Origin of the sequence: Corynebacterium durum (assembly GCF_030408675.1) — a bacterium.
Classification (GTDB): Bacteria; Actinomycetota; Actinomycetes; order Mycobacteriales; family Mycobacteriaceae; genus Corynebacterium; species Corynebacterium durum.
Window position 1 is genome coordinate 1,124,622 of the sequence record NZ_CP047200.1, and the last position, 14,573, is coordinate 1,139,194.

Annotated in this window: 13 protein-coding genes; 5 read left to right on the forward strand and 8 right to left on the reverse strand. The window is 57.3% G+C overall.

Going from position 1 to position 14,573, the window contains the following annotated elements:
• Positions 1 to 7 precede the first annotated feature (7 nt).
• Positions 8 to 1,039, forward strand: a complete 1,032-nt coding sequence (locus CDUR_RS05335; RefSeq protein ID WP_040358631.1) for a 6-phosphofructokinase — start codon at positions 8 to 10, stop codon at positions 1,037 to 1,039.
• On the opposite strand, the gene CDUR_RS05340 is transcribed toward CDUR_RS05335, so the two are convergent.
• The 3 genes from CDUR_RS05340 to CDUR_RS05350 all read right to left on the reverse strand — a co-directional run bounded on the left by CDUR_RS05340 (position 1,036) and on the right by CDUR_RS05350 (position 3,740).
• Positions 1,036 to 1,923 (reverse strand): LbetaH domain-containing protein, encoded by an 888-nt coding sequence (locus CDUR_RS05340; protein WP_179417416.1) that lies wholly within the window; start codon positions 1,921 to 1,923, stop codon positions 1,036 to 1,038. The two genes, CDUR_RS05335 and CDUR_RS05340, sit on opposite strands and share 4 nt — an antisense overlap.
• Positions 1,923 to 2,843: an LbetaH domain-containing protein gene (locus CDUR_RS05345; protein WP_179417417.1), complete on the reverse strand. Its 921-nt coding sequence runs from the start codon at positions 2,841 to 2,843 to the stop codon at positions 1,923 to 1,925. The genes CDUR_RS05340 and CDUR_RS05345 overlap by 1 nt, the downstream gene beginning before the upstream one ends.
• Positions 2,844 to 2,912: 69 nt before the next feature.
• Positions 2,913 to 3,740 carry an oxidoreductase gene (locus CDUR_RS05350; RefSeq protein WP_179417418.1) on the reverse strand — a complete coding sequence of 276 codons (828 nt, stop codon included), beginning with the start codon at positions 3,738 to 3,740 and terminating at the stop codon, positions 2,913 to 2,915.
• A 121-nt stretch (positions 3,741 to 3,861) separates the two neighbouring features.
• Here CDUR_RS05350 and CDUR_RS05355 point away from each other — a divergent pair, with 121 nt between their 5' ends.
• Both CDUR_RS05355 and gatB read left to right on the forward strand, forming a co-directional pair.
• Positions 3,862 to 4,425 carry a TetR/AcrR family transcriptional regulator gene (locus CDUR_RS05355; protein WP_290208083.1) on the forward strand — a complete coding sequence of 188 codons (564 nt, stop codon included), beginning with the start codon at positions 3,862 to 3,864 and terminating at the stop codon, positions 4,423 to 4,425.
• 99 nt (positions 4,426 to 4,524) lie between these two features.
• Complete coding sequence (gene gatB / locus CDUR_RS05360) at positions 4,525 to 6,030, forward strand: Asp-tRNA(Asn)/Glu-tRNA(Gln) amidotransferase subunit GatB (RefSeq protein WP_179417420.1); 1,506 nt, start codon at positions 4,525 to 4,527, stop codon at positions 6,028 to 6,030.
• Between the two features lie 61 nt (positions 6,031 to 6,091).
• Here gatB and hchA read toward each other — a convergent pair whose 3' ends face one another.
• Both hchA and CDUR_RS05370 read right to left on the reverse strand, forming a co-directional pair.
• A complete protein-coding gene (hchA, locus tag CDUR_RS05365; protein ID WP_179417421.1) occupies positions 6,092 to 6,976 on the reverse strand; it encodes a glyoxalase III HchA in 885 nt (294 codons plus the stop codon).
• A 102-nt stretch (positions 6,977 to 7,078) separates the two neighbouring features.
• Positions 7,079 to 7,783 carry a LysE/ArgO family amino acid transporter gene (locus CDUR_RS05370; protein WP_179417422.1) on the reverse strand — a complete coding sequence of 235 codons (705 nt, stop codon included), beginning with the start codon at positions 7,781 to 7,783 and terminating at the stop codon, positions 7,079 to 7,081.
• 71 nt (positions 7,784 to 7,854) lie between these two features.
• Here CDUR_RS05370 and CDUR_RS05375 point away from each other — a divergent pair, with 71 nt between their 5' ends.
• Complete coding sequence (locus CDUR_RS05375; RefSeq protein WP_179417423.1) at positions 7,855 to 8,736, forward strand: LysR family transcriptional regulator ArgP; 882 nt, start codon at positions 7,855 to 7,857, stop codon at positions 8,734 to 8,736.
• Here CDUR_RS05375 and CDUR_RS05380 read toward each other — a convergent pair.
• Positions 8,716 to 9,711: a glutathione S-transferase family protein gene (locus CDUR_RS05380; RefSeq protein ID WP_179417424.1), complete on the reverse strand. Its 996-nt coding sequence runs from the start codon at positions 9,709 to 9,711 to the stop codon at positions 8,716 to 8,718. The genes CDUR_RS05375 and CDUR_RS05380 overlap by 21 nt on opposite strands.
• A 131-nt stretch (positions 9,712 to 9,842) precedes the next feature.
• Here CDUR_RS05380 and CDUR_RS05385 point away from each other — a divergent pair, with 131 nt between their 5' ends.
• Positions 9,843 to 10,823: a DoxX family protein gene (locus CDUR_RS05385; RefSeq protein ID WP_179417425.1), complete on the forward strand. Its 981-nt coding sequence runs from the start codon at positions 9,843 to 9,845 to the stop codon at positions 10,821 to 10,823.
• Positions 10,824 to 11,772: 949 nt separating this feature from the next.
• Here the strand turns inward: CDUR_RS05385 and CDUR_RS05390 are convergent.
• The gene (locus CDUR_RS05390) at positions 11,773 to 13,047 is read right to left on the reverse strand and encodes a glycosyltransferase 87 family protein (protein WP_179417426.1); all 1,275 of its coding nucleotides are present in this window, start codon (positions 13,045 to 13,047) and stop codon (positions 11,773 to 11,775) included.
• Positions 13,048 to 13,116: 69 nt separating this feature from the next.
• Positions 13,117 to 14,454: a glycosyltransferase 87 family protein gene (locus CDUR_RS05395; RefSeq protein ID WP_179417427.1), complete on the reverse strand. Its 1,338-nt coding sequence runs from the start codon at positions 14,452 to 14,454 to the stop codon at positions 13,117 to 13,119.
• Between the last annotated feature and the right edge of the window lie 119 nt (positions 14,455 to 14,573).

Here is a 14,573-nt window from a genome sequence, read left to right on the forward strand (position 1 = left end):
GGGCTGTATGCGAATTGCGACACTAACTTCTGGTGGTGACTGTCCCGGCCTCAACGCGGTTATCCGAGGAGTCGTCCGCACCGCCAGCACCGAATACGGTTCCACAGTTGTTGGTTACGAAGACGGATGGGTCGGTCTTATGGAAGACCGCAGAATTCAGCTCTATGATGACGAACACATTGACCGAATCTTGCTGCGCGGCGGAACGATCCTGGGTACCGGGCGTTTGCATCCCGACAAATTTAAAAATGGAATTGAAAAAATTAAAGAAAACCTCGCTGACGCGGAAATTGACGCGCTGATTCCCATCGGTGGTGAGGGAACGCTGAAAGGCGCGAAATGGCTCGCCGATAACGGGATTCCGGTTGTGGGGGTGCCCAAGACCATTGATAACGATGTGAACGGCACCGATTTTACCTTCGGTTTTGACACCGCAGTATCCGTGGCAACCGATGCCATTGACCGGTTGCACACTACTGCTGAATCCCACAACCGTGTGATGATCGTGGAGGTCATGGGTCGGCATGTTGGCTGGATTGCCCTGAACTCCGGCATGGCCGGTGGTGCCCATTACATTGTTGTCCCCGAAGCCCCATTTGATATTGCCGATATTTGTAAAGCCATGGAACGTCGCTTCCAGATGGGCGAGAAATACGGCATTATTGTGGTCGCCGAGGGGTCATTGCCCAAGGAAGGCACCATGGAATTCGCCGAGGGCGGTGTGGACCAGTTCGGCCACCGCACATTCAACGGCATTGGCCAGGTCATTGGTGATGAGATTCAGAAGCGCCTCGGTCACGATGTGCGCACCACTGTGCTGGGCCACATCCAGCGTGGTGGAACACCCACAGCGTTCGACCGTGTGCTGGCCACTCGTTTTGGCGTGCATGCCGCCCGCGCCTGCCACACTGGTTCCTTTGGCAAGTGCGTTGCCCTGCGCGGCGAGCACATTGACCTGATCGAACTGGAAGAAGCCGTGGGTACGCTGAAAACTGTTCCTCTTGGACGCTACCGCACCGCCCAAGCGCTGTTCGGTTAGCTCCAGGTTGACACTCTGTTTCCAATCAAAGCACTTAACGCCGTATATTCCTGAAGCCACTGGTCGCGCTGTTCGACCGTGGCTTCTTCCCACTTGTCGGCGCGGCGGTGAACCTCTTCGAGAAAATCACTAATGGAGCCTTCCCAGTCGGTGACTTTGGATTCCACTGTTTTGTTCACCGTCCACTCGCTGATTTTCACCACATGCCCACCGTCCGCAGTGCGAAAAGCAGTGATGTGAATGTTGTTGGGGCCGAGGGAAGAAAACGTCATCACATGCCCCGGCTCAAAGATTTCAGCCGTGCCGGAGACAATAGAATAGTTGGTCAGCTCGGCGTTGCCGGCAACAACAGCGCGACCGCTGACCTGGGATTCGCCACGGATGATGGCATCGCCATAGACACGAGCGCGATCATGAAGTTCAGCGCTGTCGCCGATCACGGCATTATCCCCAACAACCACTTTCCCCTGGATCACAGCGTTGCCGCTGATTTCCGCTTTCCCAGAGACCTGCGCCTGCCCAAACAGTTTGGTGTTGCCGTAGAGCCAGGCCCGGCCGTGGACAATGGCCTGGTCAAAGACCCAGGCATCCCCAAAAACTTGGGTTTGCCCCAGGATCTGTGAGAGCCCAGATACCCGAGCGTTGCCGTGGACGGTGGCGTTTTCCGCCACGATGGCATTGTCAAACACCCGAGCATGTCCGTGGACTTTCCCCTGGTCGAAGACCCAGCCGCTATCGTCAAGGTTGGATTCATGCTCGATCCACCCGCCAAGATCGCCCTTTTCCACTCCGATATTGTCAAGGTTGCGGGTTGCGCGGATGCGGTGGAGGGTCACACGGTTAAGGCGCTGAGTTTCCCCGGTGAATTCGAAATGCTTGCTCATCAGTGTGTCCCCGCCAGCACACCGGCCCACGCCTGGATGCGCGCGTGGATGAGATGGTCGAGCTCCTGATACTCATCAAGCCATTGTCGGCGCTGTGCATCGGAGCACTCCCAGCGGCGTGATTGCCTGTGGATTTCCTGCGTAAAGTCGTCCGCGTCGCCCTGCCAGGTGGTCGCCTTGCTGCTCCCAAGGGTGATTACGTGCCCGCCGCCCGCAGTTCGTAGAACGCTGACCAGAGAATTTGTGGGGCCGAATCCGGAAGCCACCATGATGTGGTGGGCGCCATGAAGCTCCACATGGTCGGCAATGTCCATGGAATCTCGAATATAGGTGTTGCCTTCAACGGAGGCATCACCGTGGACTTTGGCATTGCCGTACACCCAACTGCGCCCTGAAATGTGCGCGTTCCCGTAAACTTCAGCGGAGTCAAACACCCAGGAATGGTCGCTGACGTGCGCTTTCCCGTAGACTTCCGCACTGGCGAACACCTGCGCGTGCCCATAGATGCGGGCATGGTCAAACACTTCCGCCTCGCCGTAGATTTCGGCATTGCCGGAGATGCGTGCGTTGCCGTACACCCAGGCGTTGGCGGACAGCACCGCGCGCCCGAATACTCGGCCGTTGTCGCTGACTTCGGCCGACCCAGACACGTTGGCTTGGTCCCCAACTTGGGCGTTACCGCGAACGCGGGCGTCGTCAAGCACTCGGGCACTTCCGTACACTTTGGCCTGGTCATGCACCCATGCGTTGCCGCCGAGGTTATATTCCGACTCGATCCAACCGCCAAGTTCGCCCGCACGAACCCCATGCTTGTCGACGTCCCGCGTGGCCTGGATGCGTCGTAGGGTTACGCCCTCAAATCTCAGCGTTTCCCCGGTGAAGGCGAAATGCTTGTCGGCGTGGTGTTTGTTGATAGACACGCATCCTAGTTTAGGAACCCTGTTTTAGAGCGTGATCTGATTAACCAAAGAGGTTCCTAGGAAGGTGCTTTAGCGTCGCACACCAAATACTATGCTGACAACATAATCAAAGGCGCGATCGGGGAGGATTCGACGCAGAATTACCAGCGGTTTTCCCCCGAACCCGACCACGTAGCGGGTGCGTGGCTTGCGGGCTGTGACGATTTTTTTCACGGTGTCAGCGATGACACTGGGCGGGGACAGGCGCTTGGCGGTTGATTCGGAGCGCATCCAACCAGCCACGGCCTCGACCTGAGCAGCGTAGGCGCTGCCCTCGGCGGTTCCTTCCAGGTGATCTGCAGTAATCCCGGGCCATTCAGTGCGGATACCACCGGGTTGAATGACAACAACATCGATGCCGAAAGGCGCGGTTTCCATGCGGAGTGCGTCACTCAACGCCTCAACGGCGTGTTTGCTGGCGTGATACCAGCCACCCAGCGGATTGGTGAGTCGACCACCCACGGAGGAGATGTTGATGATGGTGCCGGATCGTTGGGCGCGCATGTAGGGGAGAACAAGTTGAATCAGGCGTGCTAGGCCAAAAACATTGACCTCGAACTGGTGACGAGCCTCGTCCATAGGTATGTCTTCGATGGCTCCGTAGGATCCGTAGCCGGCGTTGTTGATCAGGACGTCGATATGGCCCGTTTCGGTGATGATTTTCTCGATGCCGCTGGTTATGGATTCATCGTCGGTGACATCCATGGTTAAGGCATGGATTCCTGTAGTGGCGAGCTGTTCTAGTCGGTCGGTGCGGCGTGCGGCGGCGTAGACGGTGTAGCCGAGCTTGTGGAGTGTACGTGCGATCTCTTCGCCCATGCCGGACGATGCACCTGTGACGAGTGCTGTTTTTGGCATGATGGTATCTCCTCAATGATATATAATGTGAACAATGATTCATTTTATATTGTGAACCGTCATTCACTTTATTGCAACCTCTTTGTTCAGAGCAGATATAATGCACACAGAAGGGTCGGCCATGACACCGCCACGACAACATCGCGCTGACGCGGCGCGCAACCGCATCACCATCATGAACGTTGCGCGCCAACAAATCACCGAATACGGCCCTGATGTCAGTATGAGTCAGATAGCCGCAGCGGCGGGAGTGGCAGTAGGAACCCTTTACCGGCACTTTCCTACCAAAGCCGACCTCGTGGCTATGGTTGTTGCTGACAGCGTTGACGAACTTGCCCGCGCGGCCGATGCCGCATGGCAACGCGTACATACTGGGACAACGGAACCCGCAGACGAGCTGCTTGAGTTTATAAGTCACTTTCTTGACGTCACTGCTCACAACAAAGCGATCAAAGCCGCAGCCCGCGCCTTAGGTGCCACCCCTGACTACTCTGACGCGGAACGACAGGCAGTCGCCGCTTTGTCAAGCATTATCGATGCAGGAAAAAAGGCAAAAACCCTTCGCGCAGACCTCACTGTGAGAGATATTTACCTTCTTACATTCCATCTTCCCGCAGACATGTCAGCAGAGGACCGTCGCCGCTGGCTCGAACTTATACGGCCTGGGTTGCTCCGGGAGGAATAAGGCGGTAACCATGACGCGGCGTCGATAAGCGGCAGTCGAAGCGCACCCAGCGCCACCCAAACCCGACTGCACCCAGGGCAGACGGTATAGTGTGACGGTATGACTGCAGCCGTTTACGACCTCATGGATTACGACGACGTTCTGGAGAAATACGACCCCGTCATGGGCATGGAAGTGCACGTTGAGCTGGCGACAGAAACGAAAATGTTTTCCGCAAGCTCCGCGCACTTCGGGGCGGAACCCAACTCCAACGTCGATCCCGTGAGCCTCGGCCTCCCGGGGGCGCTACCCGTGGTCAACGCCAAAGGCGTCGAATGGGCCATTAAAATCGGGCTGGCTTTGAACTGCTCTATTGCGGAATCCTCACGCTTTGCCAGGAAGAACTACTTCTACCCGGACCAGCCGAAAAACTACCAAATCTCCCAGTACGACGAACCCATCGCCTACGACGGCTACCTTGACGTCGTGCTCGACGACGGCACGGAATGGCGCGTGGAAATTGAACGCGCCCACATGGAGGAAGACACCGGCAAGCTCACCCACCTCGGCGGTGCCGACGGACGCATCCACGGCGCAACAAGCTCGCTTGTGGACTGCAACCGCGCCGGTGTGCCCCTCATTGAGATTGTGACCAAACCCATCGAAGGCGCAGGGGAGCGCGCCCCTGAGGTTGCCCGCGCCTACGTCTCTGCGCTGCGTGACCTGGTGAAAGCCCTGGACGTGTCCGATGCGCGCATGGATCAGGGGTCTATGCGCGTGGATTCCAACGTCTCGCTCCGCCCGAAAGGCACCACTGAGTTTGGTACCCGCACGGAAACCAAAAATATCAACTCGCTGCGGTCTGTTGAACAGGCCGTGCGTTTTGAGATGCAGCGTCAGGCCCAGGTGCTGGAAGACGGTGGCGAGATCATCCAGGAAACCCGCCACTACCAGGAGACAGACGGTTCCACCAGCCCTGGACGGTTGAAGGAAACCGCCGAGGACTACCGTTACTTCAACGACCCCGACCTGCCCCCGGTCATTGCCCCGCGTGAATGGGTGGAAGAAATTCGTGCCACTCTGCCCGAGCTGCCGTGGGTACGTAAGGCCCGCATCCAGAAGGAATGGGGGCTTTCCGACGCCGAGATGCGTGACCTGATCAACGCTGGTGCGCTTGACCTGATCATTGACACCGTTGAGGCCGGTGCCACCTCTGGGGAGGCACGTTCCTGGTGGGTGTCTTACCTCGCCCAGAAAGCCAACGCCGCTGGTGTAGAGCTTGCGGATCTGGCCATCACCCCCGCCCAGGTCGCTGAGGTCGTGGGTTTGGTTAAGGAAGGCAAGCTCACCAACAAGCTCGCCCGCGCCGCCGTTGATGGTGTGCTCGATGGGGAAGGGACCGTCGCCGAGGTCATCAAGGCACGTGGGCTTGAGGTGGTGCGTGACGACGCCGCGATTGAAAAGGCCGTGGACGAAGCACTGGCCGCCAACCCTGACATTGTGGAAAAGATCCGTGGCGGGAACGCCAAGGCCGGCGGTGCCATTGTCGGCGCGGTGATGAAAGCCACACGTGGCAAGGCCGACCCCGCGCTGGTGAACAAACTCATCGCGGAGAAGACGAAGTAAGTAGAACAATAGAAAAATCGGGCCGTTCCTTATCAAGGGGAGGCCCGATTTTTCTGCGGGTTTACTTGTCCCGCTTGGCTGCCTGCTCTAGTAGGGCCTCAGCCGACATGATGCCCAGCTGGTTGGAGGCCAGGGGGCTGTCGCCGGTCAGCAGGTTGCGGTCGCGGTGGACAGCACCAGTCATATCCTGGTTGAGGATGGTGATGCCCTGCTTCTCCAGGGATTCACCCAAGTACCATTTCAATTCACCGGGGATGTATCCGATGTCGCGGTTGGCACCACGGTCAAGTACATCGGGGAAGACGCAGATGCTGTAGCCGTCGAAGCGTGAGGCGTCACGATTCAGGCCGGACGCCGCGAGGGCGGCGGGGCCGTGGCAGAGGGTGATGATGAGGCGGTCGTCGTCAAGCGCCCAATCCAGCACCTTCTGCATGACGGGGCTGTGCGGCAGGTCGTTCATCGCGCCGTGGCCACCAGGGATGAAAACTGCCAGGTAGTCGGAATCCTCTCCGAGGTTGGCGGCGATGTCCTGCAGGCTCAGGGGGTTCTTGAGCTTGGGCTTGAACTTTTCGTAGGTTTCAGCAATGGTCGGGTCGTCGCTGGGGAAGGCCCAGAGTTCCAGCTTGACGGGGTTGCCGCCCAGGGTAGCGATGTCCACGTCGAAACCTGCGGCGTGCATGTGGTGCAGTGGCAGCAGCATCTCTACCGGGTGGTTGCCGGTGGAGAAGAAGGTGCCGTTGCGCATCATCATGTAGCGTTCTTCTGTGCCGATCATCAGGATCTTCCAGCGTCCACCGGTGTACTCACCGGCGTGGCGAACGCCATCGAAGTCGGTGCGCGCGGGCACGTACTGCGAAAGGGAATATGGGGACGGGAAGAACGCGTTGTCCTCCGCCGGATCGGGTGTGGGCGTGCGGTCGTTTGTTGCGCCATTTGCAGTGGACATATAGAAAAACTCCCTCAATGGTGTTGGGATTGTTAGCTTTCACTGAATAGTGAATGCAGCCACGTTAACGTATAACCACTGAGGTAGCCAAGTTTGTATCAGTTAGTGCATGAGCAGCCGGAAAGCAATACCGATCATGACAAAGCCAATGACCACGTTGAGGCCCTGCCACACGCGGTGATTGGATAGTGGCTTGGATAGCTTTGCGGCACCGTAACCAATGAGGGGGAACCACACGGTACTTGCTGCTAACACACCAGCGGTGAAGTGCCAGCGCCCCGGGTCACCATACTGGTTGGCGATGCCACCGAGCATCACCAGCGTATCCACATAGGCGGCCGGGTTCAGCCAGGTAAACACTAGCGCTGCAATGACTGGCTTTACCCAATCTGGCTGAGTCTTCGCTGGTGCCGTGGTCCGCTGGGCGACCGCCACCCCACCTGCGCCATTATCGGTGCCGGAGGTGGAAACGAGTGTTTCGCCGTTGTCCGGTGTGCTGGGGGTGGACTCATCCACCGTCAGCGAGTGCGATTTCAGGGCGTCGCGGAAGCAAGTGTAGGCAAAGTAGAGAAGGTAGAAAAAGCCCAGCCATTTCAGTGCTACAAGGACAATCGGGGCTTTCTCCACAATCACGCCAACTCCGAGCGTGCCGCCGACAATAAGGAAAACATCACTGATCAGGCATACTGCAATGACATGGGTGACGGCCACGCGTTTGAGACCCTGGCGAAGCAGGAGTGCGTTTTGTGGGCCGATGGCAATGATCAGGGAGAGTCCCGTGATAAACCCGTTCAGTGCGATGCTCATGGCGTCCAGTAAACCAACGCTATGCTTTTAAGTAAAATTAATCTTATTTAAGTTGATTAAGGATTGCTTACGTGAACTCGAAACACATGGCCACGCTGCTGGCCGTCCTTGACCAAGGCAGCTTTGAGGCCGCCGCTGACCACCTAGGCATCACGCCTTCCGCAGTGAGTCAACGCATCAAGGCTCTGGAAAAAGAGGCGGGTCGAGTGTTGGTTCGGCGGTCCACGCCCGCCACCGCAACAGAGGCAGGGGAGGTGCTTGCGCAAACAGCCCGGCGTATGGCGCTGCTGCAGGCGGAAACCGACGCCATGATGCACGGTCGACTTGCCCGGGTGCCGCTGAGCGTGGCCATTAACGCCGACTCGCTAGCCACCTGGTTCCGCCCGGTGTTGGCTGAAGTGGCGCGATGGGACTCCGCCTCACTGCGTTTGCGGGTTGAGGACGAATCACAATCGTTGCATTTGCTCCGCAGCGGCGACTGCCTCGGCGCAGTGACTCGCGAATCAAAGGCCGTGTCAGGTTGTGAGGTGCATCCGCTGGGGGAGATGCACTACTTTTCCGTTGCTAGCCCCGAGTTCCGTGACCGCTTTATCCACGACGGCACGCTCGACTGGGCCGCGATGCCCGCACTGCGCTACGGTCCCAACGACAAGCTCCAAGACGAAGACTTGATCGGCCGGGTCGAGGAATTTCCGCGACATCGGCGCATCTCCCAAATTCCGTCGTCGGAGGGGTTTCTAGAGGCAGCACGCGTGGGCCTGGGTTGGGCTTTGGTCTCGCATCTGCAAGCCCGGCCCGCACTTGATTCCGGTGACCTGGTGCTTCTCGACGACCGCGTCTCCCGTGTTCCGCTCTATTGGCAGCACTGGCGGCTCGAATCACCGCTGCTCCAGCGCCTCAGCCAAGCGGTGATCAGTGCTGCGCGTGAGGCGCTAGTGTCCTCGCCTGCTTAGCTGCTCGCGATGATGCGGGGAGGCGAACTGGCTGGTGTCCGGGCCTTTCGGAACAATTCCGGTGGGGTTGATATCCCGGTGAACAATGTAATAGTGCTCTTTGATCTGCTGAAAATCCGTGGTGTCACCGAACCCGGGTGTTTGGTAGAGGTCGCGGAGGTAGCCCCAGAGATGAGGCATGTCGCTGATGCGGTTGCGGTTGCACTTGAAATGGTTGTGGTACACGGCGTCGAAACGCACCAGGGTGGGGAACAGGCGAACATCAGCCTCGGTGATGCGATCGCCCATGAGGTAACGGTTATCGGCCAAGCGCTCCTCAAGGGTGTCTAGTGCCCCAAACAGCTGGTCAAAAGCGTTGTTGTAGGCGTCCTGGGAGCCGGAGAAACCACAGCGGTACACGCCGTTATTGATGGTGGTGAACATCACGGCATTGAGTTCGTCAATCTCGGGGCGCAGGTCCTCGGGATACAGATCTGGGGCATCTGGCTTGTGGTACTGGTGCCACTCGGTAGAAAAATCTAGGGTCATAGAAGCGTAATCGTTGGTGACTACTGTTCCTGTGGGGACATCCACGATGGCGGGCACTGTGATGCCGCGGGGATAGTTAGGGAAGCGCTTGAAGTAGGCGTCCTGCAAACGCGAAATCCCCAGTACCGGGTCTACACCATCTGGGTCGAGGTCAAAGTTCCAAGACCGCACGTCATGGGTCGGGGCTGCGAGCCCCAGTGAGATGACCTTGTCCAGCCCCAGCAAGCTGCGCACAATCACCGTGCGGTGCGCCCACGGGCAGGCGCGGGCGGCGATCAGGCGATATCGGTTCGGTTCTACAGGCCAGTGGAACGTGCCGTCCAACTGAGCGGTTGGGATTCCGGGGTGTGCGCTGGCGACAATTCGGTCCGATATGTAGGTGGTATCGCGAATGAATTCGCCGCCTGTTGCCACATATTTTCCCTGGTCCTGTGAAATTAAAGTCATCACTCTTCTTTGGTTTTTTACTTGCTACTAGCAAACGTCGTATCTTAAGTGAGTCAAAGAATACGGCAAATAATTGCTTTTGTCGAAGCGTCAACAGCAGCACCCGCCCTGACTCACCTACCCTGGGAACCATGAGTGATAAGAACCAGAACTTTGACGATTTCGATGGCGCGGATGTGCCCACCTACCACGGTGACAAGAATTCGCCGCTGGCGTCCGATGCACCCACGACAATTTTCAGGCCGGCCGCGTCCAGTGGGGTCTCCGACTATGACCCCAGCGCCATGCCTGCCCACCCCTCGGCGCATACCCCGCGAGGCTACGCAGATCCTCCGCCCTATGAGGAGCAACCTACCGTTGCGTTAAGTTTCAGCCAGTCTGACCGCGCCGCTGCTGCGGCTGGCACAGATCCCAACGCCTACGCCCCGACCGAAGTCGCTCCGCCGGTAGAGCCCACAGCGCCTGTGGATTTATCTGGTGATCCCTATGCGGCTCCAGCGGATTCGTATCCCGCTCAGGTATATCCGCCAGCCGACGTTGCAGATGGCAGCCAAGTACCGCAGCAGGATATGCCAGCGGAACCGGTGGGAGATGCCCGCCGCGGAACCATGGATTTTGGTATTTTCCTGATCCGCGCGGTCGCCTCCCTATATCTCATCCTTGATTCGGTGAGTGTGTTCTTCCAACTTGGCGGAAACTCTGGTGTCCCTGGGTTGGAGCACAGTTACAGTGGGTACGCGTATCCCGGCATCCTTTCCATTGCCATTCCCTCGGCAGAACTCGCGGCGGGTGTGTTCTTGTTCCTGGGCTTGATCACGCCTGTATCTGCTGCGGTGGGCACCATTGTTGCGGCATTTACCTTCTTGCACACTATGCATGTGAGCACATCAGGGCTCAGTATCTTCGGGGCCGATAGCACCCTGAGACTCAGCGCCCTGATGCTTGTTGTGTTGGTTGGCTTGCAGTTCACCGGTCCCGGCAAAATCTCCTTTGACATGGGTCGAGGCTGGACGCAGCGTCCGCTAGCTAGCTCCTGGATCTTCGTTGTCTTGGGTCTTGGCGGCGCGGCCGCGTTGTGGTGGTTCGGGGCAGGGGTTAATCCACTGAGCTGAGTGCGGTCTTGTTGTGAAGAAATAAGGTGGATGCCCGGTTCGGGTACACCCACCATATTTATGTGCACAAAAATAAAGAACTCTATATGTTGGCATTAAGGATCATGACGACCGTGAAAAGTCTGTGTAATAAATTGTTATACGATCGCCAGCTAACAGCAATAGAGACGAACGCTATGCGCATAGCGTTCGTCTCTATTACTTTCCTTGTTTAAGCCTATTTCTGGAGCGTATTAGTCAAGTGCTTCTTCTGCAAGTGGGCCTAGGCAACCAGCCCCTGCGGCTTTCGCTGTTGGTACCCATCCTTCTGGACTTGTGGCGATACCAGCAATGGCGCCGAAGGCACACTTTCCGATAGTCTTTGATTGCTTAACTTGTTTTTCAGTCGGACCAGGATCAACTCCATCAGGGACGTTACTTGGGCCCCAGCTGTTGTTGAAATTAGGCTCGCTCCCGTGTTGTGTTGAGTCTCCATCATTAGTGTTGTATGTCTGCGCGACGGCCGAAGTCGGGGCCAGTGCGATTGCAGAACAGCCAATGACAGTTGCCGTAAGTGCTGTTATGGCACGATGCTTTAGGTTTCTCATGGGGTCCACGCTAAACATTGTGAGTATCTACTATCAATCATGTAGCGCATGTTATGTATTCTGCGTGGGGTGGCAAACTCTTTGTATATTACAGTTGTGAAATTACACTGCTGCAACTATTTATGCTGCGCACAAAAATAATAACGCTTCAATTTGGTAGGATATACCAGGGTTGTGCTTTAGTGATGTATGCAATAACTTTTGACTTAACTCACAAATTTTAGCGCAATCTTGACCACCCCCGTTTTGGGTGTGATAAGTGTTGTACGGGAAGGGCCCAGACGCGCAACATAGCACCACCAACCCTATGGCGTTCTTTGCCGCCTAGGATGAGCACGTTGCCCCAGCTCAACAACATAAGCTCAATCCGCTGAGTTAGCCCCTTCATCAGCGCTGCTAGGAACAGGGGTACGTCGCGCAGCCCACCACACCACACCGATGAAGAACATGGCGTACCAGGTGAAGTCCATGACCAGGAATTTTTTCCATACGGCGAAGGTGTATTCCACACCGAAGTAGTCGCCGAACCACCAGTGCGGGGGAGTGTACAAGGTGAGGGCTGCCAGAACCGCAGCGCCAACCAACAGAACAACAGGTCGGTCATTGGTGTGCCACCAGCGCCACACCAGCACCAGCGCCCAGAGGGGCATCCACACCCAGTGGTGGGACCAGGAGATGGGGGAAATCAGTAACATGAGCGCGGCGTTGACCATCACGGCGTCGACAAGCAAACCGTGTTGAAGTAAAGCGCGAATGGCCACATAAGCGGCGGCAATGGCAACCAGTGAGCACGCCAACCACAGAATGTTGATGAGCGTGCCGGCCTCTAGAGCGGCTTGTTTGCTCGGCCAGAAGCGGGTGATAGCGCCTTTAAAGGAGCCGTTGGTGGCGTAGCCAACGTCGCCGATGCGGTTGACGTCGTACAGCACGGAGGTGAAGTAAGCCCACGTGTCTTTCGGTCGGATCAGTGCCGCGAATGCTGTGGCACCCACTGCCGACACCGCCGCTGTGATGATGCTGCGCCAATCTTTGCGCACGAGGAACACCAGCAGCATGACGGCCGGGGTGAGTTTGATGGCGGCGGCGATGCCGATCAACCAGCCTTGGGGGATGCGCCGCTTGCGGGGCAGTAGGTCCAGCAGAATCAGCGTCATGATCAGCACGTTCACCTGCGTGTATACCGCATTTTTCCACAATGGTTCAGTGAGCATGGCCAGTGGCCAGATCGCGGTGGCGAGGGTGAAACCTAGAGCATTCGGGGCGTCGATAAGCGTGCCGAGGAGAGTTCGGGCGACCAGGAAAAGGCACAGAAGCATCAGCAATGATGAGAAGTAAATCATTGCCACTGAGGAGTCTTGGGAGTCCATGAAGTCAAACATGGACAGGGGAGTGAGGATCAGTGCGCCAAACGGTGGGTAAGTGAAGGGCAGCTGAATGTTTCCGGCTTGAAACCAGTGGTCGTACAGGGGGGTGTTATCCAGAATGGCTCGCCCGCCTGCGCGGTAGACTTCCATGTCAATGTGAAAATCCTTCATCGCGGCCTGAAACCTGGTGACAATCCACCCGGCGGCGAAACCAAGCAGCGACAAAATTGCTAGCACCGATGCTGGAATCTGCGCGGCAAACGACTTTTTCACAGGGCTCTCCTCATTTGTACCTACCGCAGATTCTCCCACATCCTGAGTGAGGGGGAGCGGCGTGCGCGCTTAGTGAGGGTGCGCGTCGTGGACACGTGCCTGCCGGAAGCGCAGCGCCACGAAAACAAACACGAACAATAGGTACGCGGCGATAGTGTAGTCGTTGACCACGATCTTCTTCCATACTTCCAGCTCCCACACGTTCACGCCGTCGCCAAACCACCATTTTGGCGGTTCAAACAGCACCAGCGCGCTGAGCGCCAGTGATGCTACAGCGAAGGCTCTCCGCGCGTACGCCGTCGTTGCGGTGCGCCAATGCCACAGCAACACAGCGATCCAGAGGGGAATCCACACCCAGTGATGCGACCACGACACCGGTGAGACCAGCAGCATGAGCGCCGAATTCAGCATCACCGCCTCCACGTTGTATCCGCGACGCACAAGTGCACGCATGAGGAAAAAAACAATAGCAATGGTGATCAGGCTGAGCGCCAGCCACCACAGGGTAATCGTGTGCTGGTGAGCCAGCATCCTGTCTTTAGAAGACCACCACCGTTCTAGAAACGCGTGGATGGAGCTATTGGAGGTGTATGACGAATTAACGCCGAAGTCCCCACCCGACCCCATCTGAAACAGCACCCGGGTGTAAAACTCCTGGGTACGGCTCCACGAAAACGCCGCACCAATGGCCGTCATGACCACCGCAGATGCGCCTGCTGAGGCGATGCCGCGCCACTCCTTACGCACCACGAAATACAGCAACATCACCAGGGGAGTTAGCTTGATCGCCGCCGCAACACCAATCAGCCAGCCCTGGGGAATACGACGCTGGCGCGGCATCAGATCCAACACCACCAGCGTCATCACGACCACGTTGATTTGCGCGAACTGCGAATTCAGCCAGACCGGCTCACTCAGCAGCGCCAGCGGCCACAACACCGCCGCAATTGTAAACGGCACCAACCGGTCACTGTTCATGCTTATCGACGTCCCGTTGGTCGCTGCTTCCTTCAACGCCGAGGCATCATGATTCAGCAGCGCCGATGCTACGAGGTACAAGCACAGCAACACCCCCAATGATGACAACATCACCACAAACGCTGCGGCGTCTTCATCCGTGATCCATTCAGGTTTGGCCAGTGGACCTAAAATCAATGCGCCAAAGGGCGGGTAAATAAACGGCAGCCCCAAATCGCCTGCTGAAAATGCCTGAAAGTATAAGGGGCGGTTCTCTAAAAACGCCTGTGCTCCGGCGCGGTAGATAATCATGTCCACATGAAAATCCGTTGCGCGGATCTGGATCTTCGTCATAATCAGCCCGGCGGCCGTGCCCACGAAAGCAATGAGTCGGAGGACGTCTTGGACGCCAAATGTGATGGTAGAGCTAGTGCTATTGGGGGAGTTCACGCGAGAAGTATATGCACACGTAATCAAAAAAGAAACCATAGATGCACTGGTTGCTTATGGGGCACCAGCTCTTTTGCGGCGATGGGACACCGAATATGGTGGGGTTTGCTACCCCCACC

What these genes read in the sequence shown, in the direction of transcription:
- CDUR_RS05335 (WP_040358631.1), top strand. Translation starts at nt 8, where the DNA reads ATGCGAATTGCGACACTAACTTCTGGTGGTGACTGTCCCGGCCTCAAC.
- CDUR_RS05350 (WP_179417418.1), bottom strand. Translation starts at nt 3,740, where the DNA reads ATGCCAAAAACAGCACTCGTCACAGGTGCATCGTCCGGCATGGGCGAA.
- CDUR_RS05380 (WP_179417424.1), bottom strand. Translation starts at nt 9,711, where the DNA reads ATGACTTTAATTTCACAGGACCAGGGAAAATATGTGGCAACAGGCGGC.
- CDUR_RS05385 (WP_179417425.1), top strand. Translation starts at nt 9,843, where the DNA reads ATGAGTGATAAGAACCAGAACTTTGACGATTTCGATGGCGCGGATGTG.
- gatB (WP_179417420.1), top strand. Translation starts at nt 4,525, where the DNA reads ATGACTGCAGCCGTTTACGACCTCATGGATTACGACGACGTTCTGGAG.
- hchA (WP_179417421.1), bottom strand. Translation starts at nt 6,976, where the DNA reads ATGTCCACTGCAAATGGCGCAACAAACGACCGCACGCCCACACCCGAT.
- CDUR_RS05355 (WP_290208083.1), top strand. Translation starts at nt 3,862, where the DNA reads ATGACACCGCCACGACAACATCGCGCTGACGCGGCGCGCAACCGCATC.
- CDUR_RS05370 (WP_179417422.1), bottom strand. Translation starts at nt 7,783, where the DNA reads ATGAGCATCGCACTGAACGGGTTTATCACGGGACTCTCCCTGATCATT.
- CDUR_RS05340 (WP_179417416.1), bottom strand. Translation starts at nt 1,923, where the DNA reads ATGAGCAAGCATTTCGAATTCACCGGGGAAACTCAGCGCCTTAACCGT.